27 protein-coding genes and 3 pseudogenes are annotated in these 26,902 nt (G+C 58.6%); 6 read left to right on the top strand and 24 right to left on the bottom strand.

Going from position 1 to position 26,902, the window contains the following annotated elements:
• Positions 1-4 precede the first annotated feature (4 nt).
• The 13 genes from GZH91_RS09750 to GZH91_RS09690 form a co-directional block, all read right to left on the bottom strand.
• Complete coding sequence (locus GZH91_RS09750; RefSeq protein WP_147072697.1) at positions 5-1,093, bottom strand: alkene reductase; 1,089 nt, start codon at positions 1,091-1,093, stop codon at positions 5-7.
• 289 nt (positions 1,094-1,382) lie between these two features.
• A complete protein-coding gene (locus GZH91_RS09745; RefSeq protein WP_147072695.1) occupies positions 1,383-1,631 on the bottom strand; it encodes an EexN family lipoprotein in 249 nt (82 codons plus the stop codon).
• 37 nt (positions 1,632-1,668) lie between these two features.
• Positions 1,669-2,592 (bottom strand): LysR family transcriptional regulator, encoded by a 924-nt coding sequence (locus GZH91_RS09740; protein WP_443098190.1) that lies wholly within the window; start codon positions 2,590-2,592, stop codon positions 1,669-1,671.
• Between the two features lie 404 nt (positions 2,593-2,996).
• Entirely contained in the window at positions 2,997-5,336 is a 2,340-nt protein-coding gene (locus GZH91_RS09735) for a heavy metal translocating P-type ATPase (protein ID WP_161984241.1), read from the bottom strand.
• Between the two features lie 48 nt (positions 5,337-5,384).
• On the bottom strand, positions 5,385-5,702 hold the full coding sequence (locus GZH91_RS09730; protein ID WP_174862143.1) for a double zinc ribbon domain-containing protein: 318 nt from the start codon (positions 5,700-5,702) through the stop codon (positions 5,385-5,387).
• Positions 5,703-5,765: 63 nt separating this feature from the next.
• Entirely contained in the window at positions 5,766-6,206 is a 441-nt protein-coding gene (locus tag GZH91_RS09725; protein ID WP_161984240.1) for an MgtC/SapB family protein, read from the bottom strand.
• A 23-nt stretch (positions 6,207-6,229) separates the two neighbouring features.
• A complete protein-coding gene (locus GZH91_RS09720; RefSeq protein ID WP_161984239.1) occupies positions 6,230-6,934 on the bottom strand; it encodes a hypothetical protein in 705 nt (234 codons plus the stop codon).
• Positions 6,935-6,996: 62 nt separating this feature from the next.
• A complete protein-coding gene (locus GZH91_RS09715) occupies positions 6,997-7,329 on the bottom strand; it encodes a zinc ribbon domain-containing protein (protein WP_161984144.1) in 333 nt (110 codons plus the stop codon).
• Between the two features lie 57 nt (positions 7,330-7,386).
• Positions 7,387-7,731, bottom strand: a complete 345-nt coding sequence (locus tag GZH91_RS09710; protein ID WP_161984145.1) for a P-II family nitrogen regulator — start codon at positions 7,729-7,731, stop codon at positions 7,387-7,389.
• Between the two features lie 56 nt (positions 7,732-7,787).
• Positions 7,788-10,874 carry an efflux RND transporter permease subunit gene (locus GZH91_RS09705; protein WP_147075115.1) on the bottom strand — a complete coding sequence of 1,029 codons (3,087 nt, stop codon included), beginning with the start codon at positions 10,872-10,874 and terminating at the stop codon, positions 7,788-7,790.
• A gap of 9 nt (positions 10,875-10,883) precedes the next feature.
• On the bottom strand, positions 10,884-12,113 hold the full coding sequence (locus GZH91_RS09700) for an efflux RND transporter periplasmic adaptor subunit (RefSeq protein ID WP_147075114.1): 1,230 nt from the start codon (positions 12,111-12,113) through the stop codon (positions 10,884-10,886).
• 29 nt (positions 12,114-12,142) lie between these two features.
• Positions 12,143-13,450, bottom strand: coding sequence for a TolC family protein (locus tag GZH91_RS09695; RefSeq protein ID WP_223264663.1), 1,308 nt, complete (start codon positions 13,448-13,450; stop codon positions 12,143-12,145).
• Positions 13,451-13,535: 85 nt separating this feature from the next.
• Complete coding sequence (locus GZH91_RS09690) at positions 13,536-13,889, bottom strand: hypothetical protein (RefSeq protein WP_147075113.1); 354 nt, start codon at positions 13,887-13,889, stop codon at positions 13,536-13,538.
• A 107-nt stretch (positions 13,890-13,996) separates the two neighbouring features.
• Between GZH91_RS09690 and cadR the strand changes: the two genes are divergently transcribed.
• Together cadR and GZH91_RS09680 are read left to right on the top strand one after the other, a co-directional pair.
• A complete protein-coding gene (gene cadR, locus GZH91_RS09685) occupies positions 13,997-14,461 on the top strand; it encodes a Cd(II)/Pb(II)-responsive transcriptional regulator (protein ID WP_147075111.1) in 465 nt (154 codons plus the stop codon).
• Complete coding sequence (locus tag GZH91_RS09680) at positions 14,458-14,799, top strand: YnfA family protein (protein ID WP_456300570.1); 342 nt, start codon at positions 14,458-14,460, stop codon at positions 14,797-14,799. Before cadR ends, GZH91_RS09680 begins: the two co-directional genes overlap by 4 nt.
• 198 nt (positions 14,800-14,997) lie before the next feature.
• Here the strand turns inward: GZH91_RS09680 and GZH91_RS09675 are convergent, their stop codons facing one another.
• The 5 genes and pseudogenes from GZH91_RS09675 to GZH91_RS09655 form a co-directional block, all read right to left on the bottom strand.
• Positions 14,998-15,249: an SHOCT domain-containing protein gene (locus GZH91_RS09675; RefSeq protein WP_147074749.1), complete on the bottom strand. Its 252-nt coding sequence runs from the start codon at positions 15,247-15,249 to the stop codon at positions 14,998-15,000.
• The gene (locus GZH91_RS09670; protein WP_147074748.1) at positions 15,233-15,655 is read right to left on the bottom strand and encodes a DUF302 domain-containing protein; all 423 of its coding nucleotides are present in this window, start codon (positions 15,653-15,655) and stop codon (positions 15,233-15,235) included. Before GZH91_RS09670 ends, GZH91_RS09675 begins: the two co-directional genes overlap by 17 nt.
• A 34-nt stretch (positions 15,656-15,689) precedes the next feature.
• Positions 15,690-17,561 (bottom strand): heavy metal translocating P-type ATPase, encoded by a 1,872-nt coding sequence (locus tag GZH91_RS09665; RefSeq protein WP_198415286.1) that lies wholly within the window; start codon positions 17,559-17,561, stop codon positions 15,690-15,692.
• A gap of 38 nt (positions 17,562-17,599) precedes the next feature.
• Complete coding sequence (locus GZH91_RS09660; RefSeq protein ID WP_147074746.1) at positions 17,600-18,004, bottom strand: ArsR/SmtB family transcription factor; 405 nt, start codon at positions 18,002-18,004, stop codon at positions 17,600-17,602.
• Between the two features lie 147 nt (positions 18,005-18,151).
• Positions 18,152-19,110, bottom strand: a pseudogene (locus GZH91_RS09655) (IS630 family transposase).
• Positions 19,111-19,174: 64 nt separating this feature from the next.
• Between GZH91_RS09655 and GZH91_RS09650 the strand changes: the two are divergent.
• The 4 genes and pseudogenes from GZH91_RS09650 to GZH91_RS09640 all read left to right on the top strand — a co-directional run.
• Positions 19,175-19,458, top strand: a pseudogene (locus GZH91_RS09650) (transposase); the annotation flags it as partial.
• Between the two features lie 13 nt (positions 19,459-19,471).
• Positions 19,472-19,996, top strand: a pseudogene (locus GZH91_RS18405) (hypothetical protein); the annotation flags it as partial.
• 9 nt (positions 19,997-20,005) lie between these two features.
• Positions 20,006-21,121, top strand: coding sequence for a hypothetical protein (locus GZH91_RS09645; RefSeq protein WP_371860385.1), 1,116 nt, complete (start codon positions 20,006-20,008; stop codon positions 21,119-21,121).
• Positions 21,108-21,998, top strand: a complete 891-nt coding sequence (locus tag GZH91_RS09640) for a nucleotidyltransferase domain-containing protein (protein WP_147074744.1) — start codon at positions 21,108-21,110, stop codon at positions 21,996-21,998. The genes GZH91_RS09645 and GZH91_RS09640 overlap by 14 nt, the downstream gene beginning before the upstream one ends.
• Before the next feature lie 660 nt (positions 21,999-22,658).
• Here the strand turns inward: GZH91_RS09640 and GZH91_RS09635 are convergent.
• The 6 genes from GZH91_RS09635 to GZH91_RS09610 form a co-directional block, all read right to left on the bottom strand.
• Complete coding sequence (locus GZH91_RS09635; RefSeq protein WP_147074743.1) at positions 22,659-23,573, bottom strand: nucleotidyl transferase AbiEii/AbiGii toxin family protein; 915 nt, start codon at positions 23,571-23,573, stop codon at positions 22,659-22,661.
• Positions 23,570-24,307, bottom strand: coding sequence for a type IV toxin-antitoxin system AbiEi family antitoxin domain-containing protein (locus GZH91_RS09630; protein ID WP_147074742.1), 738 nt, complete (start codon positions 24,305-24,307; stop codon positions 23,570-23,572). Before GZH91_RS09630 ends, GZH91_RS09635 begins: the two co-directional genes overlap by 4 nt.
• Before the next feature lie 341 nt (positions 24,308-24,648).
• On the bottom strand, positions 24,649-24,969 hold the full coding sequence (locus tag GZH91_RS09625; RefSeq protein WP_232522172.1) for a hypothetical protein: 321 nt from the start codon (positions 24,967-24,969) through the stop codon (positions 24,649-24,651).
• A gap of 55 nt (positions 24,970-25,024) precedes the next feature.
• On the bottom strand, positions 25,025-25,438 hold the full coding sequence (locus tag GZH91_RS09620) for an ExbD/TolR family protein (protein ID WP_147074741.1): 414 nt from the start codon (positions 25,436-25,438) through the stop codon (positions 25,025-25,027).
• 1 nt (position 25,439) lies between these two features.
• Entirely contained in the window at positions 25,440-26,186 is a 747-nt protein-coding gene (locus GZH91_RS09615; protein ID WP_223264631.1) for a MotA/TolQ/ExbB proton channel family protein, read from the bottom strand.
• A complete protein-coding gene (locus GZH91_RS09610; RefSeq protein ID WP_147074740.1) occupies positions 26,187-26,894 on the bottom strand; it encodes an energy transducer TonB in 708 nt (235 codons plus the stop codon).
• Positions 26,895-26,902: the final 8 nt, after the last annotated feature.

The raw sequence follows: 26,902 nt of genomic DNA, 5'->3' as shown, positions 1-26,902 counted from the left end.
CACCTCACGCCCAAGTTTCCTCGCCACGATACAAAGGATAGTCGGTATACCCTGCCGCGCCTCCTCCGTAGAAAGTGGATGGATCGGTCGCGTTTAACGGCAGGTTCTCCCGATAACGGCGTACCAGGTCGGGATTGGCCAAGAACGGAATTCCGAAAGCAACTAGGTCTGCGGCGCCACTACGTACTGCGGTTTGGGCGCGCACCAAGTCGTACCCGTTGTTGGCGATATATGGACCTGCAAACCGCGAGCGCAAGGCACGATAATCCAGTGCGCCGGCCTTCGTCATCATGTCACCTTCGAGCACATGCATATAGGCCAGCCCACGCGGACTTAACTGCTCGGTGAAATAGCCGAAGTGCGCTTGCGGATCGGAATCCGACATCGAGTTAAAACTGTTCTCGGGGCTTAAGCGCACGCCCACACGTCGCGCCGGCCACACCGCGCACACCGCATCGAGGATTTCGTTCAATAGGCGCATGCGGTTCTGCACGCTGCCGCCATACGCGTCGGTGCGGCGGTTACTGCCGTCGCGCAGAAACTGGTCGATGATATAGCCGTTGGCGCCATGTACTTCCATGCCGTCGAAGCCTGCGCGCTTGGCCATCTCTGCGCCGCGCTGGAATTGCGCCACGATACCTGGAATTTCGCGGGTATCGAGTGCGCGCGGCGTCACGAAATCCTGCATGCCGGTGTAGGTGACTGCCTGCCCCGTCGGGCGCAACGCCGATGGACCTACGGGTGCGGCGTTGTTTGGCAGCAAGCTCGGGTGGGAAATCCGTCCGCAGTGCTGCAGCTGAACAAAGACATGGCCACCGGCCGAATGCACCGCATCGGTCACGCGGAGCCAGCTTGCCGCCTGGGCATCAGTGTAAATCCCCGGGGTGAAGGGATAGCCCACGCCCTCTGGTGAGACGGGGGCGGACTCGGTAACGATCAGACCGGCGCTGGCACGTTGTTGATAGTAGGTCACCATCATGGGAAGTACGACGCCGTTTTCATCGGCGCGATTACGCGTCATCGGCGCCATGACCATCCGGTTGGTGAGTGTCAGGTCACCCAACTGGAATGGCTCGAACAAGTCTGCGGACATGATGATTCCTTTTGCTCTGGTGCCGTCGGGGTAGGACGACCGTCCTACTGATGATGTAAAATAGGGCAGTCGTCCTATTTTGTCAAGGACCCGACAGAGTGCAGGAAAGATGCGTCATGGCAGACCATCGGAGAAACCAACGAACCTCGAGGTCCCACCATGCAACATGGACGCACTTATCTACGAGAACTACTAGTCATCGGTACGTCATGCCTTCCGATGAGCAGGCACGTATCACCACATACGACCGAGTCCACCCGATCGGTGTGTAGTGCTCCGGGTCGAGGCATCAGTTTTGCGGCGCGGGTTGCTGCGGTGTGTATTTGCCTTTGCCGTTCCCCATGAAGCGTCGGCGGCGTGCTTCGCTCGCCGCGTTGCAGAGGGTGTCACCCATCTTCGCGTGATCTGCCCTGCACAGGCGTTCCACTTCCTTGAGCCGTTCGGGATTGGCGACTAGCGATTCGACGGTGTCGGTCGGTGCAGGTTTTTCGCAGGCGGTCAGAACCAAGGCCAACAGCAGCAAACTGGTTTTCTTCATGTCGTTTCCTATTGATGTGGGCGTGCGAGCGGCTACCTCATGTCTCCGCGCTTGAATTCGAGTTCTCTGCGGCAACCACTCGGGCGGCGAAGCGGCTCAGTGGTTCGGAGGATTCCGTGTTGAGCCGCAGCAAGTAGGTGGTCAACATTAGGGGTCGCCCCGCCAGCGGGCGAGCCACGACCTCCGGGTGACGGCAGATCATCATGTGGGACTCGTTGGCAAAGCTGAGTCCGTAGCCAGCGGCAACCAGCGTCATCATCAGGTCGAAGGTCGCCGCATGTTCGGCCACGACAGGTTCTGCATCGACAGTGCGCAAGATGCGCTCGATCTGCCGGTAACAGCCTTCGCAAATTTCCGGGTGGCAAAGCACCAGCGGGTAGCGGATCAATTCCGCCAATGGAATACGTTTGTGCGCCAGCAGCGGATGACGCGCCGGAACGGCGATCACCAGCGGATCGTTCCACACGGGCTGAACGACGATGGCTTCGCCGGCCTCGGCCGCTTGGGCGAATCCAGCGTCATACAGACCGCCACGCAGGCCTTTCACCTGCTCCGCCAAGGGAACCTCGAACAGGCGGATTTCGACATCGGGTTCCTCCTCGCGACACTGTGCCAGTAGGGCAGCAAGCCGCAGTGGATCAATGCTGTCGGACAGCGCGATGCGCAGCGTGCCGCGATAGCCGGTGGCGGCCGCCTTAGTGCTGGCGATAGCCTGTTCCAGCGTGGACAGCACGCGGTGAGCTTCGTCCAGGAATACTTGTCCGGCCCAGGTCAAACGGGTGCTGCGAGTAGTGCGTTCGAACAGTTGCACGTCCAAATCGTACTCCAGATCCTTGATCGCCCGCGACAGTGGTGACTGTTCGATATGCAGCCGCTCGGCCGCGCGAGCGAAGTGCAGTTCCTCGGCCACGGCGATAAAGTAGCGAAAATGGCGCAGTTCCAATTCAGCGTCCCCCGGCATCTCTTTCACTCTGCCACACGCGTCCCCAACGTTCCGGTTCAAGCGGCAAGCGAAAAACGCAGCACAGCCATCGCTCGCTCCACCAACCTACGTGCAGCAGGACAACCGATCGCGTCATGATGTCTGTTGGTGTACCCATTGCAAAGTGGCCGCTCATCCTTTGGGGGTGGCCGACAGCATCGACCCATTAGAGACGGTCAGCACCTCCATCACTTAGATCCAACTGGCCTCAGATTGATCCGTCCGAGCAGCTCTCGATGATGCCCATCATTGGTCCACCTGATGGTCCCGTTGATGACCGCTTCGGCCAATTCGATCGAATACCGTTGCTCCTTGGCGTCCACCACATGAACTTCAGGTTTTCGGGTAAATCAACCTCACTGGTGATCCTGATAGGTTGCATTTCAGGCAGAAGCGCTTGCCTGATCCTCGTAGGCCAGCAGACGTAAGGCATTGATCACGACGACTAAGGTCGAACCCTCGTGTATCAATACTGCCACGCCGATCCCGGCCCAGCCAAACAGGGTGGCAGGAATCAACAATGCCACCACGCCCAGCGACACCCACAGGTTCTGGCGAATGATGCGCCTTGACGCACGGCTCAAGGCCACGGCAAAGGGCAGCTTGGAAAGATCGTCGGCCATCAGCGCCACGTCCGCGGTTTCCAGCGCCACATCGGTGCCGGCGCCGCCCATGGCGATCCCGACCGTGGCGCGCGCCATGGCCGGGGCGTCGTTGACCCCATCGCCGACCATGGCCACCTGCCTGTAGCGCTGCCCGAGTTCCTCCATGGCTTTGACCTTGTCTTCCGGCAACAGGCCCGCTTGCACTTCGTCTAGGCCCACCACATTTGCAATGGCACGGCCCACGCGTTCGCTGTCGCCGGTGAGCATGATGGTCTTGCGGATGCCGATCCGGCGCAGTCGTTCTAGTACCTGCTTCACGCCTTCGCGCGGGGTATCGGCCAGACCCAATACACCCAGGAATTGCCCGTCCGCCTGGACCAGCATGATGGTTTTTCCTTCCGTCTGGAGGCGTTCTGTGTGTTGCTGAACCGCTTCGGGGAGGGCTTCGCCGTCAAACAGCCTGGCGTTGCCGATGGCGACCTTTTTGCCGTCGAATTCGGCGCGCAGCCCCTTGCCGGTCACGGCTTCCACCGCCGCCGCTTCGCCCCAGGCTAAGCCGCGCCGCGTCGCCTCCGCCACCACCGCCTGCGCCAGCGGATGGGCGCTGCGGCTTTCCACGGCGGCGGCGATTTTCAGCAATTCGTCCTCGCTCCCGCTGAAGGCAACGACGTCGGTCACCTTGGGCTTGCCGACGGTCAGGGTGCCGGTCTTGTCGAAGGCGATGGCGGTGAGCACGCCGAGATTTTCCAGATGCGCGCCGCCCTTGATTAGCACGCCGCCGCGCGCGGCACGCGCAATGCCGGACAGCACCGCCGACGGGGTGGCGATGGCGAGCGCGCACGGGGAGGCCGCCACCAGCACCGCCATGGCGCGGTAAAAGGATTCGGCGAAGGGGAAGCCGAACAGCGGCGGCAGCACGATAAGCAATGTAACGCCCACCAGCACGACGGGCACGAAGATCCGCTCGAATCGGTCGGTGAAGCGTTGCGTGGGCGATTTCTGCGTCTGCGCCTCGGCCACCATCGTGACCATGCGCGCCAGCGTGCTTTCGCGCGCCAGCCGGGTGACTTCGACAATGAGCGCGCCCTCGCCGTTGACCGTGCCGGCGAATACCTTGTCGCCCGGCTGCTTGTCCACCGGCATGGATTCGCCGGTGACCGGCGACTGGTCCACCGCCGAGTTGCCGGTCGCCACCTGGCCGTCGGCGGGGATGCGGCTGCCGGGCTTGACGATCACCCGGTCGCCACGCAGCAATTCCTCCACCCGCACTTCGACTTCCGCGCCATCCCGCTGCACCAGTGCGATCTTGGGCGCCAGTTCTGCCAGCGATTCGATAGCCTTGCGCGCGCGGTCCATGGCCATGTGTTCCAGCGCATGACCCAGGCTGAACAGGAACAGCAGCAGCGCGCCTTCCTCCCAGGCGCCAAGCGCCGCCGCCCCGGCCGCCGCGACGATCATCAGGGTGTCGATGTCGAAGCTGCGGCTCTTCAAACTCTGCCAGGCGTCGCGCAGGGTATAGAAGCCACCCGCCGCGTAGGCGCCCAGCAACAGGCCGAGCGAGAGGGCGCGCGGCGTGCCGGCGAGACCCGCCAGCCAGCCCGCCAGCAACAGCAGGCCGGCCACGCCGCTGAAAATGAGCTCCCGATGCTCGGCGAACCATCCGGCCTCGCGGCCTTCCTCCAGCACGGCATAACCGAGCGCCCGGATGCGACGGACAATTGCTGGACGCTCAATTTTCTCGCTGTCGTACTCCAGGCGCAGCCGTTCTGCGGCGTAGCTCACGGAGGCTTCCAGCACGCCGTCCATGCGCGACAGCGCGTGCTCGATCACCGTGGCGCAGGTAGGGCAGTCCATGCCGTCGATACGCAGGCTCTCGTGACGATAGTGGTTGCCGAGCTTGGCCCCGGCCGCTTGCGCCAGCTCGCGCACCCGGCTCACGCTGAACTGCTGCGGGTCGTAGTGCAGGCAAAGGCGGGTGCCGCCGTCTTCGCTGACCAGGTGTACCTTTTCCAAGCCCTCGGCCTGCAGCAATCTAGTCAGCCGCCCCACGCAGGCGTCGCGCTCATCAGCGACATCCGGCAAGACCAGGGACAAGTCCAGTTTAAGTTTTTCGGCCATGATGCTGCTCCTCAAGAATCAAATGACTACAGCGGGGTATGCGCTGCGTTACTGCTGGGGTTTGCCGCACTGGCCGCAAAACTGGGTGCCCGCCGGCAGTTCCGCGCCGCAGCCGGAACATTTACCGGCCGACAGGGAAGTGCCGCATTGCTGGCAAAAGCGCGCATCGCCCGCATTGGCGCTGCCGCACTTGGGGCAGGGATTGCCGGGATTGCTACCACTTGGGTTAGTGCCCTGCGGATAGCCTGGATAAGCACCGTAGCCGCCATGTTTGGAGCCGCCGTGATGACCGCCTTGATAACCACCATGGCCGCCTCCGAATCTGCCGCCCATTAAATTGCCCAACATCCGTTCAAACAATCCCATGATTTACTCCTTTGCAATTGATTTAAAAATGACAAAAATTGTCCATGCTATTTGAGAACCTTCTTACTCGAGATGGTCCCGGTTGCCCTGTTTTTCGCTAAGCCGCTTCCAGCCGGGTAAGTGGTGAAGCGCGAGGGTTGTAAAAATCAGCCCGCCCGTGACGATCGCCAACACGTACATCCCGAAAGCGCTGGCCATGCCCACTGCGGCTGTCGCCCAAAGCGTTGCGGCGGTCGTTAGCCCTGCCACGCCCCCCTTATCCTGGAAAATGACGCCTGCCCCGATAAAGCCTATGCCGGTGACGACTTGTGCCGCGATACGGGTCGGATCATTGGCTACATGGGCGGATATCAGGCTGAATGCGCACGCTCCTATAGCGATCGCCATGTAAGTTCGAATGCCCGCGTCGCTCGCATGACGCTCTCTTTCCCAGCCGATCAAGCCGCCTATCAGCGCAGCGACCATCATGCGCGCGGCATAAAGAAGTTCAGTTTCGATATCCATTTTTTTCGTTCATCTCCTCTTGCTTATACAACGGCCACAAGGGCCAGCGCTGCGCCATACCCTGCCAAAAAACTTGCAGCCAAGGCACGCGGCTCACTGCCCTTGTCCAAACCGGCAAGCAACGGGTGGACAGCCATATATATGACCGCCCCGAATCCCGAAGCAAGGCTGGCGACAAGGCCTGTCCCGGTTAATCCTTCCGCAAGCGCCATGCCCACCATTAGGCCAAGCAACACGATAACGGCAAGCGCCAATCCCATCGTGGCGCGTGCAGCAAACTTCACGGCAGGGGTTGCAAGCGCGAAGGCGAGCCAAAAGAGCTGCACCGAGAGGCAGAGCATCACGGCCACGGACTCGGCCACCTTCGCGGAATACGCGACACCGATGCAAAAGGCGACGAGCAGCACGGCTAAAATGGTATTTGCGACGCGTTTTTCCTCGTCCCGCACCTCCCGACGACTGCCTCGCAGGTTCGCCAGATTCGGGGGCCATAAGAATTCCGTCAGCGCGTAAATGGCGATGCCTGCCACGCATCCCAAAGAAAGGCCCAGCAACAAGGCGAAAGCAGGCTTGGTCCCAGTCAGGGCAGGAAGCAGGCTCGCCGCGGTAGCAGCACAGACCGCGCCCGCGGCAAACCATCCCCCATACTGCCTGGTGCGCAGTTGCCCTACACCGATCCCTGCCAGGACAGCGCCGGCCAGGGGAACAAGCGCGAGAATCAACAACATCTTCCCCGAGGGAATCAAGGAGTATTCCTCACCCTAACACTGGGATGGCTGCGTCAAGGCTGCTAAGCTCCGGCATCGCGCGCCGGCGTTCCGCACTGGCCGCAAAACCTGGTGCCTGCCGGCAGCTCGGCGCCACAGCCGGAACATTTACCGGCCGACAGGGAAGTGCCGCATTGCTGGCAAAAGCGCGCATCGCCCGCATTGGCGCTGCCGCACTTGGGGCAGGGATTACCGGGATTGCCGCCGCCTGGGCCGCTGCCCTGCGGATAGCCTGGATAAGCACCGTAGCCGCCGTGTCTGGAACCGCTGCTATGGTGGCCGCCTTGGTAGCCGCCGTGGTGGCCGCCGAATTTGCCGCCCCTCAAATTGCCCAGCATCCGTTCAAACAATCCCATGATTTGCTCCTTTCCAAAAAACGTGGTCTCCCGCAAAAAATTGCACCTTGTTCATTCCTACAACCAGCGTATGGCTGCCGCGCTGACGATGTCGGTCACATAAATCCAGCCTGCCTCGGCTTGGCCGGTGCGGGCGGCGTGCCCGATGATGGTCACCAGCTCGTCCACCTGGTTATCCTCGCAAACCAGTTCCAGCTTCGATTCGTTGATGACTACCTCGGCCAATTCGATGGAATAGTGCTGTTCCTGGGTATCCATCGCCTTGAGCAGGATTTTTACCGGGATGACGGCAAGATTGCGGCAGCCAGGCGTTCCGTCCGTGTTGCACAGTCCTGACTCCTTCAGGGCGCGAATCACGTCGGCGATGCGGTGGTTGTGGATATAAGCCTTGATTTCTTTCATGCGGATTCTCCTGTTGGGTAATTGGGTGCGGCCCGGTCAGGCCGCACGCTGCTGGTTTATTTCGCTTGTTTGCGTTCGCGGCGGTTCTCCACCCACTCGTACATCAGCGGCAACAGCAGCAAGGTCAGCGCAGTGGAGGTGAACAATCCGCCCACCACCACGGTTGCCAACGGACGCTGGGTTTCCGCTCCTACCCCGCTGGACAGCAGCATCGGCACCAGGCCGAAGATGGCGATGGAGGCCGTCATCAGCACCGGCCGCAGGCGCAGCGCAGCGCCTTGCTTGACCGCTTCCCTGACCGACAGCCCTTGCCGTCGCTGATCATTGAGGAACGACACCAGCACGATGCCGTTCAGCATCGCCACCCCGAACACGGCGATGAAACCGATAGCCGACGGCACCGACAGGTACTGGCCGGTGACCGCGAGCCCGATTACCCCGCCGATGGTGGCGAACGGCACGTTGGCGATGATCAGCGTGGCGTAGGTGAGCGAGTTGAACGCGGTGTAGAGCAGGATGAAGATCAGCCCGATGGTCAGCGGCACGATCAGCGCCAGCTTGGCCATGGCGCGCTGCTGGTTCTCGAACGCGCCGCCCCATTCGATCCAGTAGCCGGCCGGCAGCTTCACCTGCTGCTTGATCCTTGCGCCGGCTTCCTTCACGAAGCTGTCCACGTCGCGCCCTTTCACGTCCATCTGGATCACGGCGTAACGTTGCAGCTGTTCGCGTCGGATGAAGGAATAACCTTCGTCCAGTTCCACCGTGGCGACTCTGGAAAGGGGAATCAGCGCGCCGCTCTGGGTACGGATCGGGATGTTGTTGATGGCTTCCACGCTGTTGCGGAAATCGGGTGCGAGCCAGACCTGGATGTCGAAGCGCTTGACGCCGTCGATCAGCGTACTCACCGCCTTGCCGCCGATGCCGGCCTGCACCACCTCGAGGATTTCGTCGGCGTTGATGCCGTAGCGCGCAGCCTCATCCCGGTTCACCTTGACCACCATCTGCGGCTTGCCTTTGTTCGCTTCCAGCGACAGGTCCGCGACGCCAGGCACTTTCTCCAGGGCGGACTTAAGCTCACCGGACAGGCGGTCAAGGGTGGTCAAGTCTTCGCCGTAGAGTTTTAGCGCGAGCGTGGCGCGCACCCCGGAAATCAACTCCTCGACGCGCATCTGGATCGGCTGGGTAGCCGAAATCACCGAGGTCGGCACGACCTGTTCCAGCTTATCCTGCATCGCCCTGGAGAGATCGGGGAAGGAAATGGCTTTGGGCCACTGGTCACGTGGTTTGAGATTCACCAGGATTTCCATGTAGTTCACGTCCGCGGTTTCGCCCTTTTCCGCGCGCCCGATCATGGCTATGGCCGAAGTGGTTTGCGGGAAGGTTTTCAGTGCGGTTTCGAGGCGCTCGGAGATACGGATGGATTCGTCGAGCGAGGTGGAAGGAATACTGGTCACTCGGAACATGATGCCGCCTTCCTGCAAAGTGGGCATGAATTCCTTACCAAGAAAGGGAATCACCGCGACGGACGCCACCAGCAGCACCAGCGCACCGGAAAACACTTTTTTCTTGTTCTCCAGCGCCCAGTCGAGCAAGGGCAAATAAAGTTTTTTCGCCCACTTGACGATGAAGGTGTCTTTCTCCTCCTTCGGCTTCAGGATGAGCGCCGACATGACCGGCACCAGCGTCATGGTCAGCAACAGGGAACCCACCATCGCGAAGGTGATGGTGAGCGCCATCGGCTTGAACAGCTTACCTTCCAACCCGGTGAGGGAAAATAGCGGCAGAAACACCACAATGATGATCAGGATCGCGAACGCGGTCGGATTGATCACCTCGCGCGCCGCTTCCAGGATAACGTGCGTCTTGTTCACCGCCTTGCCGGCCTGATGCGAGAGCAGGCGGAAGCCGTTCTCCACCATCACCACGGCGCCATCCACCATCATCCCGATCCCCACCGCCAGACCCGCCAGCGACATCAGGTTGGCCGACAACCCCCACTGCTGCATCAGGATGAAGCTGATCAGCATGGCGAGCGGCAGGGCGATGATGACCACCACTGCGGAACGGATCTCTCCCAGAAACAGGAACAAGATGATGACCACCAGGATGGAGCCCTCGACCAGGGCGTTTTCCGCGGTCTTGACCGCCTTCTCCACCAGTTCCGTACGGTCGTAGACCGTATTGATGGCAACGCCAGCCGGCAGCGCCTGCTGTACGGTCTTGAGCTTTGCCTTCACGGCGTCCACCACGTTCTTGGCGTTCTCGCCGATACGCTGCAACGCTATCCCCAGCACGACTTCCTTGCCGTCCTTGGTCACCGCGCCGGAGCGCAGGGACGGTGCCTCCTTGACTTCAGCCACATCGCGCACATAGACCGGCGTCCCCTCGCGGGTGGCCAACACCACATTGCCGATATCCCGCACGTTGCCGACCAAGCCAAGGCCGCGCACCAGATACTGCTCCTGCCCGATATCGAGATATTGCCCGCCGACCTGACGGTTGTTGGCGGTGAGGGTCTCCATCACGGTCTTGAAGCTCAGGCCATATTTGATCAGCTTTTGCGGATTGATCAGCACCTGATATTGCTTTTCCTGTCCGCCCCATGACATCACGTCGTCGACACCCGGTGCGGTTCTCAGCACCAGGCGAACGTTCCAGTCCTGCAGGGTGCGCAGGTCCATTTCAGATAATTTCTTGTCGGCGCTTTCGATGGTGTACCAGAACACCTGCCCCAACCCCGAACTATTGGCACCGAGCACAGGCTCCCCATAGCCTTCCGGAATGCGGCCCTTGACTTCCTGTAGCTTCTCACCCACCAGCCGGCGGGCGAAGTAGATGTCCACATTGTCCTTGAAGTACACGCTGACATAAGACAGTCCAAACAAGGAAACCGAGCGTATTTCCTCCACTCCAGGCAGGCCGGCCATGACACCTTCCACTGGAAAGGTCAGCAGCTTTTCCACATCCTCGGCCGCAAGCCCAGACGCCTCCGTATAAATGTTCACCTGTACAGGTGTCACGTCGGGGAAGGCATCCACCGGCACTTCGCGCCAGGCTTTCACGCCCAGCAACACCACCAGCAGGAACGCCACCAGCACCAGCACCTTGTAGCGCAAGGATAGATCAACAATATGATTTAACATGGCCGTCCCCTATTCCGCGCCGATTTGCGATTTGAGCAATCGGGCTTTGAGCGCGTAGGCACCGCTCACCACCACGCTCTCACCCGCTGCCACGCCGGATTTCAGCACGGCATATCCCTGTGCACGTTCGCCCACTTCCACGGCGCGCGGCTCGAATCCACCGCTTTCGGCGACAAATACCGTCGGTTGCCCCTGCAACAGCAACACGGCGTCTTCCGGCACGATCAGCGCTTTGGCGCTCGCCCCGGTGGTGTTGATCGCCGCACTAGCGAACATTTCCGGTTTCAGCCTGCCGTCGGGGTTCGGCACTTCCACCCGCGCCTTGGCCGTACGGGTTTCCTTGTTCATCGTGCTGCTGATGTAGGTGAGCCGCCCCTTGAACACCTCGCCCGGATAGGCGGATACAGTGACCGTGGCCTGGGCGCCGACGCGGACCTTGCCAAGGTCTTTCTCGAACAGATCGCTTTCGATCCACAGGGTGGACAGATCGGCCACGGTAAACAGGGATTGGTCCGGTTGGACGAGTTCCCCCAGTACCGCCTTTTTCTCGATGATGGTGCCGGCAAACGGGGCGGACAGCGGAAACACCGAGCTGGACGATTTCTCCGGGGCGACCCCCATCATGCGCAGCTTGTCACCGGCGGCACGCAGGGTGACCCGGGCCTTTTCGTGTTCGGCGCGGGCGCGCAGGTAGTCCTTCTCGGGAATGATATTGTCGGCATTCAGCCGCTGGGCACGCTCGAAATTGGCCTGGGCCAGCGCTGCTTCGCTCGCCGCTTGCAGATAAGCGGAACGTGCCTCGCCCAGATCAATGCTGTCCAACACCGCCAGCGCCTGCCCCGGTTTCACCCGGTCGCCCAGGCTGGCATTCACCTTGACGACACGCCCCGGCACACGCGGGCCTACGTGCGCCAATTTATCCTGGTTAGCCTGAATGGTCGCCGTGACCACGACCTGTTCGGCTTTTTGCTGCAATTCCAGTTTCTGCACCTTGATGCCGGCTGTTTGGGCTTCTTCGGCGCTCAGGGCGAGCAATTTCCCGGCGCCCTGTTTTTCCGGTGCGGGTGCTGTCCCGTCTTTGCCTGCCGGTTCCGTTTGCTTGGGCTGCGCTGCGTCATTTTCTGGTGTTTTGGGTTTGTCGCCGCACCCTGCCAGAAGACTTGCAGACAAACTGCCGGCCAGTAACCAAGCGGACCATCGCCCCAGGGCATTTTTTTGTTGGCTGCGTGAGTTTTTCATGTCATGAATTCCTTGATATTCGATTATGTTCAGCGTGCTTCGCGCGCAGACTGCCAGCCCGCTGCCGCTTCCAGAGTCACTTGGGTCAAGCGCAAATCGGTTCGGGCGTCGAGCAGGTCGCGCTGCCCGTCCAGTACCTGGCGGTTGACCAACAGCAATTGCAGCAGCCCGATCTCGCCGGCGCGAAAGGAAACGGAGGACAGGTGCTGGTTTTCCTGCAGGCTCGGCAGCACCGATTCGCTCAGCCGTTTGACGCGCGTTTTCAGATTCTCCCAGCGCTCCCACAGCGCCAGCACCTGAGCGCGCGCGTCGCGTTGCACGGCCTGTTGCTGCACCTGCGCCTGGGTCAACTCGGTGGTCGCGCGCCCGATTCCGGTGGCGTTACGGCGAAACAGCGGCAGCGGCAGGGTGATGCTCAAACCAGTGATCCTGTCCTGGGGATTGGCCGGACCTTCGCGCGCGCTGGAGAGGCCCAGTGTCACGTCCGGATAAACCGCCGCGCGCTCCAGATCGAGCCGGCTTCTGGCGGCTTTTTCCCGATAGTCGAACGCGCGTAGCAGCGGGCGGTTGGCGGCCGAAGCCAGCAGTTCCTGCAAGGTATACGAAGCCGATGAGGGATCGAGATATCCGCCGACTTCGGGCAAGTTATCGGCCGGCAGTTGCAGCAAGGTGGCCAGCTCGGCCCGTGCCTGGACCAGTTGCTCCCGCAACACAGACACCTGGTTTTGTGCGCGCTCCGCTTCCACTTTGGCGAGATTGCCATCGAGGCGGCTGTCTTCACCCGCCGCGACGCGTTTTCTGACCGCCGTCGCTGCCTCCTGGATGAGCTTGAGCGTCCGCTCTTCCATTTGAATGCGCAGTTGCAGGCTGAGCACTTGCACGAAGCGTTGCTCCACTTCCGCGCGCAACTGGCGCCGGGTTTCCGTGATCACCTCTTGCGTCGCGGCAAGAGACTGCTCCGCTGCGCTGCGGCGCTTGTCCTGTTGTCCGGCTATTTCGAAAGTCTGCGCCAGCCCCACTGTCCACTCGCGGTTGCTCCGGGCGGGATCTGTCGTTTGAGGAATAGTGCGCTTGCGCCACTCCGTAGCGAGTTGTGGATTGTTCCACAGCGGCGCACGGGCGTCGGTGAGCTCGCCCTGCGCCGCGGCAAGATTCGCCTGGCTTGCGCGCAGTGCGGGGTTGGCCTGTTCAGCCTGTTGCCAGGCTTGCTCCAGAGTAAGCGGAGCCGACAGGGCTGAAAGTGGATAAAGTGATGCGAGCAACAATGGCACGCCGATAAGGCGGCACATTAGCCGCATCCGGCTGCGCAGGCTGCGGTAAATAGGGACGAATTGCACGATAACTCCTTCTGATGCATGCACAGCAGCTCGCTTGAGGCGAGCGTGCACTCAAGACAAAATCACAACATGATTTGAATCAGATTTAGGAGAACAGACGCGGGGGCCGATAGCGGCCTTCGGGAAGAGCGGGAGGAACGATGCTATGCAAAAAGACGAAGTAATCCTCAGGCGTCGCCGCCTGGAGGATCGGATGCAGCGGAAAAATTCCAACAAAATGATCCACGGCGTGGCACCAGTGGTTGCACACCACGCCCTTGAGGCTGGGTTTTCCATCGCTGGACTGCTCAGTGGACGATTCATCATCGGCCAGTGCCGTTTGCGACGCCTCCATGAGGAACGCGTCGGCCACGGCTTCGCGATTGAACGTCCAGCCGCCCCCATTGATCACTAAGGTGATCAGCAGGAACTGAACAATTCGTCGGAACGCGGCAGACATAGTTGGGTATTTAACTTGATCTGTGAGTAAGATACAAGGACTTTAAACCCTGTAGCGACTTCATGGTCAAGTGATTAAAATGATCGGATTATTATGGGGAGGGATTTATGCGCATTGGTGAATTGGCAAAAATTACTGGCATCGAGGTTGAAACACTGCGCTACTACGAACGCGTGGGGCTGGTGCAGCTACCAGCCCGCCAAACCAATGGTTACAGGGCCTATGGCCAGGATGCAATTGAACGGGCAAATTTTATCCGGCATTGCCGCACGCTGGACATGGGGTTGGGAGACATCAAGCGCCTGCTCGATTTTACATCGAAACCCGACGCCGACTGCTTAGACGTAAATCACTTGCTCGATGAGCATCTTGCTCGCGTGCGCGCCAAGCTTCAATCTCTCCGAACGCTGGAAAAGCAACTCGCTCGGCTTCGTACCCAATGCGACACCGGCCACCGGGCGGCAGATTGTGGGATTTTGCAAGACTTGGTTGCAGCTGCCCATGGCGAGGCGTGCGCGTGCCACCCGTCCGACGCCAACACCGGCTTGTCTAAACGAAAGGCGCACGAGTGATCACGGAGCTAGCTAAAACGATGGCGTTGTTCATTGCCACCGCCGTCGCCGAAATCGTAGGCTGCTACTTGCCCTGGCTTTGGCTCAAGCAGGGCAAGCCCGTGTGGCTGCTATTACCGGCAGCGGTGAGCCTGGCACTGTTCGCCTGGCTGCTCACGTTGCATCCCAGCGCTGCTGGTCGCACCTATGCGGCCTACGGCGGGGTCTATACTGCCGTTGCGCTGATTTGGCTGTGGCAGGTAGAAGGCGTAACGCCTACGCGCTGGGATTTACTTGGCGCGGGGATCGCCTTGGCGGGGATGGCGATCATCGTGCTGCAACCTCCATTGCACCGCTAGCGACAAGGATTTCCCGGTTCATTTGCATGACGGGCACTAGCAGTCTGTTGAATTTCTCGTTGAAAGAGCACGCTGCAAAATGACCGCCTCTCAAAACGCTCTACAATCGATTTTCTCGATAGGGGGAGGGGTTTAAGCACCCCAAGAAATGCCAAAAATTGAGCGCATGAATCAAATTTCAACAAACTGCTAGAGCGCTTAACCTCGTTTCAGATCGTCGCGTTTCTGCAAGTACTCCTCTCGATCGATTTCTCCCCGGGCATATCGTTCCTCCAGGACGGTCCGCGCGTCGGGCTTTCTTTCACCGTCCGGGGCGCTCGAGCGGCGACCACCTATCAGGTACTTCACCGCTGCCAGCACCAGCAGTATCGGAATCAGCCAGAAAAACGCCATCCCTAGCCACCCCAACCAATGCCAGCCCATGCCGTAGCCTTCATAATTCATCCACATGCTGATCTCCTTCGTTGACAACCGCCTGCATCACCCGCTCCAGCCGTTGCCTGACCTCGCCCGCCAACGCAGTGATCTCGGGCTTGTTCACCAGTTCCAGCACGGCGTTCGGGTCCATGAATTCCACATGAACCGCGCCAGCGTCATTCTGCCGCACCACCACATTGCAGGGTAGGAGCAAACCGATGGACGGTTCGCTTTCCAGGGCGCGGTGCGCCAAGGGCGGATTGCATGCGCCAAGGATCCGGTAGGGCGGCATATCCTGGTTGAGTTTCTTCTTCATTGCGCCCGCAACGTCGATATCGGCGAGTATGCCGAAGCCCTCGTCCTGGAGTGCTTGAGTCACATGCACAATCGCATCGTCGAACGACATGTCGACGGTTTTTCCGAAGCCATACTTGGTCATTTTCGATTCCTTTCGTAAATTAAAATAAAGCGCGTCAGGTCCGCAACATGCGTAACCCACTTGCTATCACCACAAACTCGCTGATTTCGTGGGCCAGCACCGCGATGGGTAGCGTGAAATATCCGCCTACCGCGCCCACGACCAGGGTACCTATAACGATGGCGGAAAGCGCGAGATTTTGCTGGATGATGCCCCACGTGCGCTGGCTGAATCGAATGAGGTAGGGCAGGCGCGCCAGGTTGTCGCTCATGAGCGCCACATCCGCCGTCTCAAGGGCAACATCCGTCCCGGCCGCGCCCATGGCGACGCCTACGTGGGCGGCGGCAAGCGCTGGCGCGTCGTTGACACCGTCACCCACCATCATCACTTTCCCGTACTTGGCTTCCAATTCGACCACCTTGCGCGTTTTGTCCTCAGGAGACAGACCGGCATGGACTTCGTCTACTCCCACTTGCCCGGCGATGGCCTGGGCGGCCAGCAGGTTGTCGCCCGTCAGCATGACCACGCGCTTGATGCCGGCACGCTTCAACTCCGCTATGGCCTGGGCGGCATCGGGCCTCAAAGGATCCATGATGGCAATGAGTCCGTGAACTTCCACACGGCTACCCAACCCGACAACCGTTTTGCCCTCTCTCTGCAAAGCCTCGATGCGCGCCATGAGCGGGGAAAGCGAAAGGCCGAGGCCCGTGAAGAGTTTTGGACTTCCGATGAATAACTCGACGCCATCAACTACGCCCTTGGCGCCCGCCCCGGTCACGGATTGGAAATCCACTGCGGGGCTCACAGCGATACCGCCGTCGCTGGCACGTTCCAGGATGGCCTGCGCCAAGGGATGCTGGGAGCGCGACTCCAGGGCTGCGGCCAAAGCCAGCACTTCGCGTTCGGTGCGCCCAGTCAGGAGCACAATGTCCGTTACCTGAGGACGTCCCAGGGTCAGGGTGCCGGTTTTGTCGAGTGCCACAACCCGGACCTTGGCGAGGTTTTCCAAATGCACGCCGCCTTTGATGAGCAGGCCGTTGCGGCCAGCCGTGCCAAGGGCCGCGACCAAGGTGATGGGGATCGAGATTACCAACGCACAGGGCGCTGCAGAGACGATGAATACGGTGGCCCGGGTGACCCAGTCTTCCCAAGGCAGACCGAATAGCAGTGGTACCAGGCCGATAAGAAGACCTACGCCCAGAACTGCAGGGCTATAGATTTTCCCAAAGCGCTCAATGAAACGCTGGCTGCGTCCCTTGGACGCCTGTGCCTCTTCCACCAGATGAATGATGCGGGACAGCGTGTTATCGGCGAAAGTCTTGGTCGCGCGAACTACAAGTGCGCCTTCGCCATTGATTGTGGCAGCAAACACTTTTTCTCCCAATGTTTTCTCGACTGGGACGGATTCCCCGGTCACTGGAGCCTGATTCACGCTGGAGTGGCCTTCGATCACCTCCCCATCGGTGGCAACCGATTCCCCGGGCAGGACGATGAATACATCTCCTACCCGAAGCTGCTCGACCAGGATATTCGTTTCCTGGTTATCCCGGCGTACCAGTGCGATTTTCGGCGCCAGTTCCATGAGGGAACGGATCGCATGGCGGGCACGTTCCGCGGTATAACCCTCCGCAGCTTCGGAAATTGAATAGAGGAATACGAGCATCGCCGCTTCCGCCCATTGCCCCATGACTCCAGCAACGATCGCGGCGGTGAACATGAGTAACTCGATACCGATTTCCTGTTCCTTGATCAGCTCCTCGAGTGCCTCACGACCGAAGTAGTAGCCACCGACCAGTACGGCCACCATATAAATGGCGGTTTGAAGTGGGGGTGGCAAGCCTGCGTAGCCACCTACGAAACCGACGACGAGCAGCAATCCTGAAAAAACCGACGTAACGACCTTGGCATTCCGCCAGGGGCGCGGCATGGGAGCCGACGCATCGACAGTGCACGTAGAGCAGCCCATCAATCGCCCTCCGCCGCATTAAGCGAAGCAGTTTGGATGCCGACGCGGCAACGCCCATCTTCTCTCAAGCAGATTCTGTTGTGGAAGTTTTGAAGGTCGCGTGCAAATAGTCCTTCGCTGTCCGGCAAGGCACGCAACAGATCGTAGGCGATATCCAGGTAATCTACATCGCGCACGAGTCGGTGATAAACCCAACGTCCGTCTTTCTCAGCAGCCAACAACCCGGCCTGCCGCAGCACCTTAACGTGGCGCGACAGCTTGTACTGGGGTTCCAGCAGGCTGTCCACCAATTCGCAAAGACACGCTTCCTCGCCGGTCTCGGCCAAAAGTCGGATGATCCGAATCCTAGTAGGGTCGGCGAGTGCCTGAAATATTTCCTGGGGTTTTACATGAATTGTATGCATAGATGCATAATAGTGCATATATGCATACAATTCAAAACAAAATATGCCTCTGAACCATTTTCAGGCATAGGGCGAGAACATTTTCCCGCCGCCGTCGTAACAAGCGAAGCGGGTAATTGTCTATTGAGATTTACATAAATCATGACATCACCACAGTTCGGCTTGCTTCCAATATGCCATGATGATAGAGGGCACGATGCTGGGTACTCTTGAGTTTGTTGCGAGCAGTCATTTGCAACTCGTCGAGATTGTTCGGGCAGAAGTTTGCCAGCGCATGTCGCTTGAGCCACGCCCAGAGATATTCAACCGGGTTCAGGTCCGGCGCGTATAGTGGCAGGAAGGCGAGCTGAATGTGGGGCCCTTGGTACTGTCGAGATATTCGCGAACCGGTTTCAATTTGTGCGCCCTGAGGCCATCGAGCACTATCAGCAGAGGTTGCTTCAAATGCGCCTTGAGCGCCTTGAGAAACTCGACGATTTCTTCCTTCTTGATGCTGCGTTCGTGGAAGCGGAACAAATAGTTCGTTCGGGTCAGTCGAGCAATCACCGACAGATGTTTCCAGTTGAAGTGAAACTAAATAATCGGCGATTTCCCTCTCGGTGCCCGAGTGGGCACGCGCCTAGGCCGTTCACTGATTCCGGACTCATCGGTGAATACAATCAGGAGTTTCTCTCTCAAGGCTTTTTTTGAGCGCAGATCATGTCTTGCTTTTGAACTTTTGCACAGCATTTTTATTGCGCTCAATGGCTCGACGTTCCGGCTTCTGGCTGCTATATCCCAACCCCCCAAGAATCCGCCAGATGTGCACTTCGCTGAATGACACATCGAACATCCTCTCAGCAGACGCACCCGTTTATGCGTCCACAACTCGGTGCCGAACCCATGCTGGGTTGGACTATCGAGCAGGCAGCGCCGCAACTCATCCAACTGCCGCGCATCCAGTTGCGCAGGCCTGCTACGCCCACCCACAGCGCGCAATGCGTCAATGCCACTTTCATCGAGAAGAGCCTTCCATGTATACCGACCGCATGCGCCACCTCGGCACAACCTTTGCTAGCCAGCAGAAGCCGTCCCACTTTCACACGACGACGTGTTGCATCGTCCATCTGAATCGCGCCCAGTTTACTAGACACCTCTAAGCCTATAAATTTAGGTTAATTGGGAGGTGTTATGAAGAGTAAGCGGTACACGGAAGAATTCAAAATTGAAGCAGTAAAACAGATCACGGACCGTGGTCATTCAGTAGCCAGCGTGTCAGCGCGTCTTGGAGTGTCCACGCACAGCCTGTATCAATGGATCAAGACCTACAGTATGCCCGAGGGTGAGCGCAAAGCCGCCCAAGATCAGCAAGCGGAGCTTCGGCATCTAAAGGCGGAACTCAAGCGCGTAACCGAGGAGCGCGACATTTTAAAAAAGGCCGCCGCGTACTTTGCCAAGGAGTCCGGGTGAGGTACCGAACCTAAGGTACTCCTGGTTGGCGCCCGGATTCCAAAAAGCAATAATCCAAACCTCGTTTGTGTTGAACCGGAGGATGGAGAGTGGTCCCTATCGCTCTTCACCGGGCTGCTGGAGTCGATCGAGGTTCTTGTCAAAGGCCATCGTCTGCAAGGTATTTTCTATGGCGACGAAGCCAGCATGCACGATAAGCCCGAGGTCATCCGTCGAGACTCGGTAACCCAAGCGGTCCGTCAAGCGCTGTCACCATACGACGCTGAACACAAAGTGCTTTCATTTTGCGGCGGAGCTTACCCGGTAGACAACTACTACGTTGTGCCAGTTATACAGATTCCCCAGTCCGTTTTTGAGCAATTTCCACCACTGAAGGAAACCACCTCCGATGATCCTTGGACCTCGCACGGTTATCGTAGTTTTATCCACGCCTGCATAGGAACCTTGCTGACTGAGGCCACTGACGAACTCCGTCGCCCTGATCCTGGTCGATCTCACATGGGAAATATGCGGCGCGCGGACGAGATTGTCCGCAATGCCGCGACAAATTTCATGCATACACCAGGTCTCGCCATCACGAGGCGACACACCTACGCCGATCTATTCGAGCGTTTCAATGTAATTTCCTCCCTGCTATATGAAGGCGTGCAGGGAACTGGCCATTTAGTGCTTGTTGATCCGGACAATAAAGCCATCGACTATGCACTGCGTTTGAAGGAACCTGTCCCGTTTCGGCAGCCACGGTGGGCCCGCAAGATTTTGCAGATGGCGGCAGCCGACATTGCACTGATTGCAGATAGCGAACGCATCTACGGGCTGGGCCGGCTGCGAGCCGATCATGATCCTTCGGCTCAGGACGCATTCACCATTGATTTCCTGGATCACTATCACTGGGAAGTGCGTTGCGGAACTCAGGTGTTGCTGCGTAGCCGGTATGGCGAACCAAAATTGCCACAGGAACTCATCAGCCGAGAGCGCTTCATAGTCAACTACGCACGATTGTTTCCCGAGTCATCGTCCGATGATCACGAACGCTTGTGGGTTCTCTTCAACGTAGCTATCGAACAGGATCACGGCAGCATGATCGTCGTCGCGGCTGATGCTACAGACGAAGCGCTACGTTTGACCCAACAGGGAACCGGTATAGAGCCGGTACTAATGACCTCCGATCTTCTGCAGCGTGTCAGCGGCATTGATGGTACGATCCTTCTCGATCCGCATGGCGTCTGTCACGCGGTCGGCGTCATTCTGGACGGTGTGGCGACGGTCGACTGTACTCCGTCGAGAGGGTCACGCTTCAACTCGGGTTTGCGTTACATAAGTATCAACGATACCCGTCGGCTGGCTATCGTTGTCTCCGATGACCATACGGTCGATTTGATTCCGCTGTTGCCGCCACAAATTGCGCGGACAGATATGGAAACGAATGTCTCCGCTCCGGAAAGAGCGACGCTGGACAACTATCACAAGCCCAGAAACTGGCTTGAAAACCATCGTTTCTACTTGAACAGCGAGCAATGTGAAATAGTGAATTCGGCGCTTGATCGGATTGAGGCATTGCCACGGGATGTGGGCGAAATCGTAATTACAACTACCCGCTTCAAGCCCGATCCAAGGATGGATGATAGCTATCTCTTGCCGATGAGTGAGCGTGATGAGCATCCCTGAATCACAACTCGACACATGGTCCCACCAAGGATCAGTTGCCCAATCCAGCGCAACCTATGCGACCGTAAAAAATGCGCTCGAAGCCGCAGGGTCGGCGTACGCCGGCAAGAGCTACAAAGTGTTTCTGCAGGGTTCCTACGGGAATGACACAAACATCTACGCCGAAAGTGATGTCGATGTAGTCATTCAAATCGAGTCGGTCTTTTATCACGACCTCAACCGCCTTCCCCAAGAGCAGCAAGCGGCGTTCAAAGCGGTGCATTCCGATGCGACTTATACGTATGACGATTTCAAAAGAGATGTATTGGCTCAGCTGCGGGTAAAGTTTGGCGCAGATGTAAAGCCCGGCGACAAGGCAGTGAAGATTGCGGCAACCGGTGGTCGGCGCAGTACGGATGTACTGATCACTACTCAGTTCCGTCGCTATCACCGGTTTCTTGCACTTGATGATCAGCAATTCGATTCGGGTATCTGTTTCTATAACGCTTCTGGCACGCGCATCGAAAACTATCCGCGTCAGCATTCCGACAATTGCACGACCAAACACCAGATAACAAACTCCTGGTTCAAGCCTATGGTGCGCATCTTCAAGAATTTGCGCAGCAAACTGGTTGATGACGGCACTATTGTTAGTGGTGACGCACCTTCCTATTACCTTGAAGGTTTGCTCTACAACGTACCCAATGAGAAGTTCGGCGGCAGCTACACGGATTCCTTCGCCAACTGCATCAACTGGATCTGGGACGCGGACCGTTCGCAGTTCGTTTGTGCGAATGGCGAATACTATCTGTTGAGAGACGACCCAAACGTCACTTGGTCATCCGCTAAGTGCGACAAGTTTCTCAATGCGGCGGTTGATCTCTGGAAGCATTGGTAGTTCCATAGATACTAGGTACCTGTGTCCAAAATAGCACTACATTGTTCGGACAGATAAGGCGAGGAAAAAACCCGGTGAGACTCATGGTCCGGTGCCGCCGGGTGTCAACTGACGACAGTTGACGATCGGTGCTTTGGAGTAGCCGCTCGTCAAATCGAGTCCATCTCCCGTGCCAGCAGAAGAACCCAACTCATACGTAAATACCTCGGTTCTTTGTCGGTTTTTGCATACGATATGGGGATGGCAGACTGGCTCATTGATGGCAGTCGCATACACTGAAATCGCCGCAACTCATTTAGTCAACTCAGGGGGCTGCGCAGAACGCTTGCGTAGCGGTATTGCCTGCGAATGATACTTTTCGCTCAACCTGAGTCTCCACGGGAAACGGATTGCGCGAAAAATATAACAATCTGTGCCGAGTTTGCGCGATCACAACCGCAAAGTTGGCATGCGGGATTGGTTCATAAAGTGCCTAAAATATTGTGCATTATTTAAGTTTGTGCCTAACTAATTTAATGAGCAAGTTCGTGGTGCCGCTGCAAGCCCCACTGAGCAGGTCGCCGAATTGGCCCGCACGTCCGGCTTGCGCGGATTCGGCGCGTTGCTCAGTAAGGCACTCGACGCGTCTCGCCGCCCGACACCCGCCAGCAAGGCGCGAGCTTATCTCAGTCGTTGCGCAAGCGCTTCGGCCTGCTCAGCGAATTTCCCCGGACTCTTTCGTTCCAGTTGAGTCAGGTTGTGTAGTTTCCAGCGAATCCCCGGAAGATGTTCGAGGTGCGCGATTCCCAGCAGCGGCCACTTCGGGTGACCAGCGACCAGTGACAGCAAGAAGTCGCGCTCGTCCGCATCTAGACCATCTTGCAGTTCCCGTACCATCCGTTCGCGCGCAGCCAGCAAGGCAGAGAGTTCAACTGGCGCGATGGTCATTCCTTTGAAGTTGCGTTCGTATTCCTGGCCGATGTCGCGCATGGACGGGAACAGCACTTCATGCACCGGCCGGTTATGACTGGCCAGGTAGACCACGAATGCCCGCCGGATGCTGGCGGTGATGCCTTCGTGCGCGAATAACTGCATCACGTCGAACAGGTCGCGCGGATGCTGTCGATCCATGGCGGCGACGAGTTTGCCACCGTACACGTCTTCCAGCGACACCACCGGAATCTCTAGATCGGCCAGCAAGCTGTCGCGGGCGGTCGGCGTCAAGGCCGAAGTGCGCACGGGGTGGACGGTGCCGCGCATCACGAAATTGACTTCGACCTTCACCTCAATGCCCGCACGTCGCACCAGCAGCTTGGTTTCGCCGATGTCGGGCGCCGCGAGGGTGTGGGTTTGAAAACCGCGTGCTCGCAGGCGCTCCGCGGATTGCCGGATGGCCTCGTTGATGCGAGCCAGTGCCTCATCACGCGGCAGGCTGTAATCGGGGAACACCAGATCAAGATCGACAGAAAGGCGTGGCATGTCACGGATGAACAGATTGATCGCCGTGCCGCCTTTGAGGGCAAACGTGTCGTCCACAAGAACGAGCGGTGCGACTTGGGTCAGCAGGCGTGCGGTGTCAAGATACGATTGGTTCATGGCTTGAGCACCAGCAGCCCGTCGGCCGAGCGGGATACCCAAGCTCGGTCGCTGCCGGTTGGTAGTTGCGCGGCATCCAGCTTAGTGGCCCAAGGCAGGGCGAGCTCGCGCCCGAGCTGCAAGCACAGGCGCACCGTCTTTACGCTGGTGCAGCGTTGCAGCAAATCGCGCAGCACATCGGCACGCAGACTATAGGTACTCTCTGCGAGTTCGCGCGCCTCCTGCAGCGGCTGACGCACGCCCACTTCGCTGAGCATCTCCAGGAGCGCTCGCTCTGGTGTCGAGACCCGAGGCGCGCCGTCGCGCTTCTCGAATGATCCGGCATGGAGCGGATCGGCCGGCGGCTCGTCAAATAGGCGCTTGCGGTGGTACTCCGCCGGAAAGCGCTCAGTGAACCAGTCGGGGAGGCGGGCGGTTGTCCAGCCGTAAAGATGCAGAACGGAATGCTGCGACAGATACTGCCGCACACCGTACCAATCGAGGGCCGACTTGCCGCCGACATGCAGACCTTCGATGGAACGCTGCATCAGGATCAGACAGGGGTGGAGATCCAGTGTATCGTTGGGGCGGCGGTACACCCCGCGTGCCAAACGGGAAAGCCAGCCGGCGCGCGCGTAGTGGACGGCGAGGTCCGCGGAGACGCCCAATGCCGCCAGGTTCTCCGACGTCAAGGGGGTTCCCGGTGCCCACTGCCGGTAGAGATAATTTAGCTTGGTTCTTTCAGTCGTAGCCATGCTACGATATTTACCATCATTTTAAACTATTGCCAAGCTTTATTTGGATGTGATAGTCGTAGTTGTGCTACGATAACGCTAAATAATCCAAAGCTTCGGGCTGTCTGGCTCGCAGCGATAGTTGACAATAGATGAGCTAGAGTAGCTGCCGCGCAAACTGAGTCCATCTCCCGCACCAGCAAAAGCGCTCGTTTTTTGACGGTAAAAATGACGGTAAATCGTGATGATCGAGACCAATAAAGCTAGTATTTATGCGCGCTTCAAGGCCTCGGAAACAATTGAGTGGGAATGATTTTAGGTTTTTCGGCAGCTTTCGCTGACTATCGGAAAAGTAACTTAACTTATTTATATAAATTTATATTACGACATTTATCGGCATCTATCGACGACAAGCAAAGCTTTTTGTCGGTATCTCTGTCGGAAAGAGAGGCTGGCCCGGTCAGCCAAAAATCTTTACCGTCCTGTCGATTGCGGGCTTGGCGGTAAAAATTTTCCAGAAAAGCTTGGGTTGATAAGGATTTCAAGGCGAGATCACTGCTGCCAGCCGGGAGCAGGAAGCCGGCGTCGAGCAAATCAATCAGGCCATCACCGAGATGGACACCATGACGCAGCAGAATGCGGCATTGGTGGAGGAAGCCTCCGCTGCCACCGAATCGCTGCAAGACCAGGCCCAGCAGTCTGGTGCAAATCGCCACGTTTGCTGTGGCTATAGCTGATTCATATGGGTTCGGACACGAATCCGATCTTCCCGAGCCCTGCCTTCGCCGCTTCCGCCATGACTTCCGCCAGCACCTGATACCGGGTAATTCTGTCCACGCGCAGATGCAGTTCGGGCTGTGGACTGAGTCTTGCGGCTGCAATCATGCGGCGCTTCATTTCGGTCTTGTCGACAACCTCGCCGTTCCAATATACGATGCCTTGCGCATTGATGCCAAGCTGCACATTGTCCGGTTTGGTGATGTTTGGTTGACTGGTGGCCTTGGGGAGCTCGATCTTCACCGCGTGGGTAAGCAGGGGCGCGGTGATAATGAAGATGACGAGCAGCACCAGCATGACGTCGATGAGCGGGATCATGTTGATCTCCGCCATCGGCTTGGAGTTGCCGTTCTTGTCGAAGCCACCGAAGGCCATCTCAGGCCGCTCCCTGAGAGGTGGTGGGCGCTGGCTTGATCGGCACGATCGTGGTCAGATCGTTGACGTGCGAACCCGTCGTAAGGAAAGCAAACAGATCGTGCGCGAACGAGTCCAGCTTGGACAGGAGTATCCGATTGCTGCGCGTGAACGCGTTGTACGCGAGCACGGCGGGGATCGCCACAGCCAGTCCGAGCGCCGTCATGATGAGCGCCTCGCCGACCGGGCCGGCGACCTTGTCCAGGGTTCCCTGCCCGGTCATGCCAATATTGACCAGGGCGTGGTACACGCCCCAAACGGTGCCGAACAAGCCAACGAACGGAGCGGTGCTTCCCACCGACGCAAGTACGGTAAGCCCGGTTTCGATCCGTGCCGTCTCCTCGTCGAGGATACGGCGCATAGTGCGGGTCAGAAACTCCGCGGCGCTGCCCACTTCATTGAGACGGTCAGCGCCGTGCTGTGCATGGTGATGTGCCGCCACGACGGCATGGCAGGTCAGATGGGAAAACGGATCGTTCGGACGCTGTTTCCTCAGTTGCGTCGCCACGGCTTGCAGTGATGGCGCGTTCCAGAACATGTCGAGAAAGCGCTTCGATTGCTTGCGGACAGCCAGTGCCTGAATCGATTTGGTGATTATGAGATACCAGGTCGCCAGCGACATCACGAGCAGAATGAAAATGGCGCTTTTGCTAATGGCGTCGGTTTGCGCTAGAAAGTCGGCCAAACCAAATGATTGAGTATGATCCACTTAATTCTCCACAGTAAAATTGATTGGGACAATGACCCAGGCAGCCACGGCCTTGTTACCCTGCTTGGCGGGAACAAAACGCCAGGAGCGAACAGTTTCTAGCGCCACGTGATCAAGGCGCGGCCAACCGCTTGACGCATGAAGCTCGACTTTCTCGGCTGCCCCCGCCGCGTTCACATAAACCCGCAAAAGCACCTTGCCTTCCTCGTGGCGACGCTTGGACTGGGCAGGGTAAGCCGGTGGCGGATTGTCCAAATAGGCCGCGTTGAATTCCGGTAGGGTAACCGCGGGCGGAGCGGGTGGCAGCGGAACTGGTGGTGGCGGCGCCTCCACTGGCACAGCTTCCGGTTGCTTTGGCGCCGGCTCTGAGGCCCTCCGGGGTACAGACGCTTCAATCGCCTTTGTTGCCAATACAGGAGGAGCCTCTACTGTCTTCTTGATTGGCTGCGGCATCTTGGTAATGGGTTTCGATTTCGGCCTAAGTGGCTCAGCCGGCTTGGATGGCTTCGCAATCGGCGGTGGCGTGATGAAGTTCACCATGATAGGCGCCACCTCAATGAGTTGACGGCGGACCGCCCCAAATTGCAGCAGCCACCAGATGGCCACGACATGGAATGCCACCGCAATCGCCAAGCCGATGAAGCGCTGTTTCTCCTGTTGAGGAGAATGCGATCCAGCGTAGGCTTTTCTGAACCAATCGGTGCCCATTTGTCCTT

The organism is Sulfuriferula plumbiphila (assembly GCF_009938015.1).
GTDB lineage: Bacteria > Pseudomonadota > Gammaproteobacteria > Burkholderiales > Sulfuriferulaceae > Sulfuriferula > Sulfuriferula plumbiphila.
The sequence above is the reverse complement of the archived record's forward strand: the minus strand, read 5'-3'. Positions and strand labels throughout refer to the sequence as shown.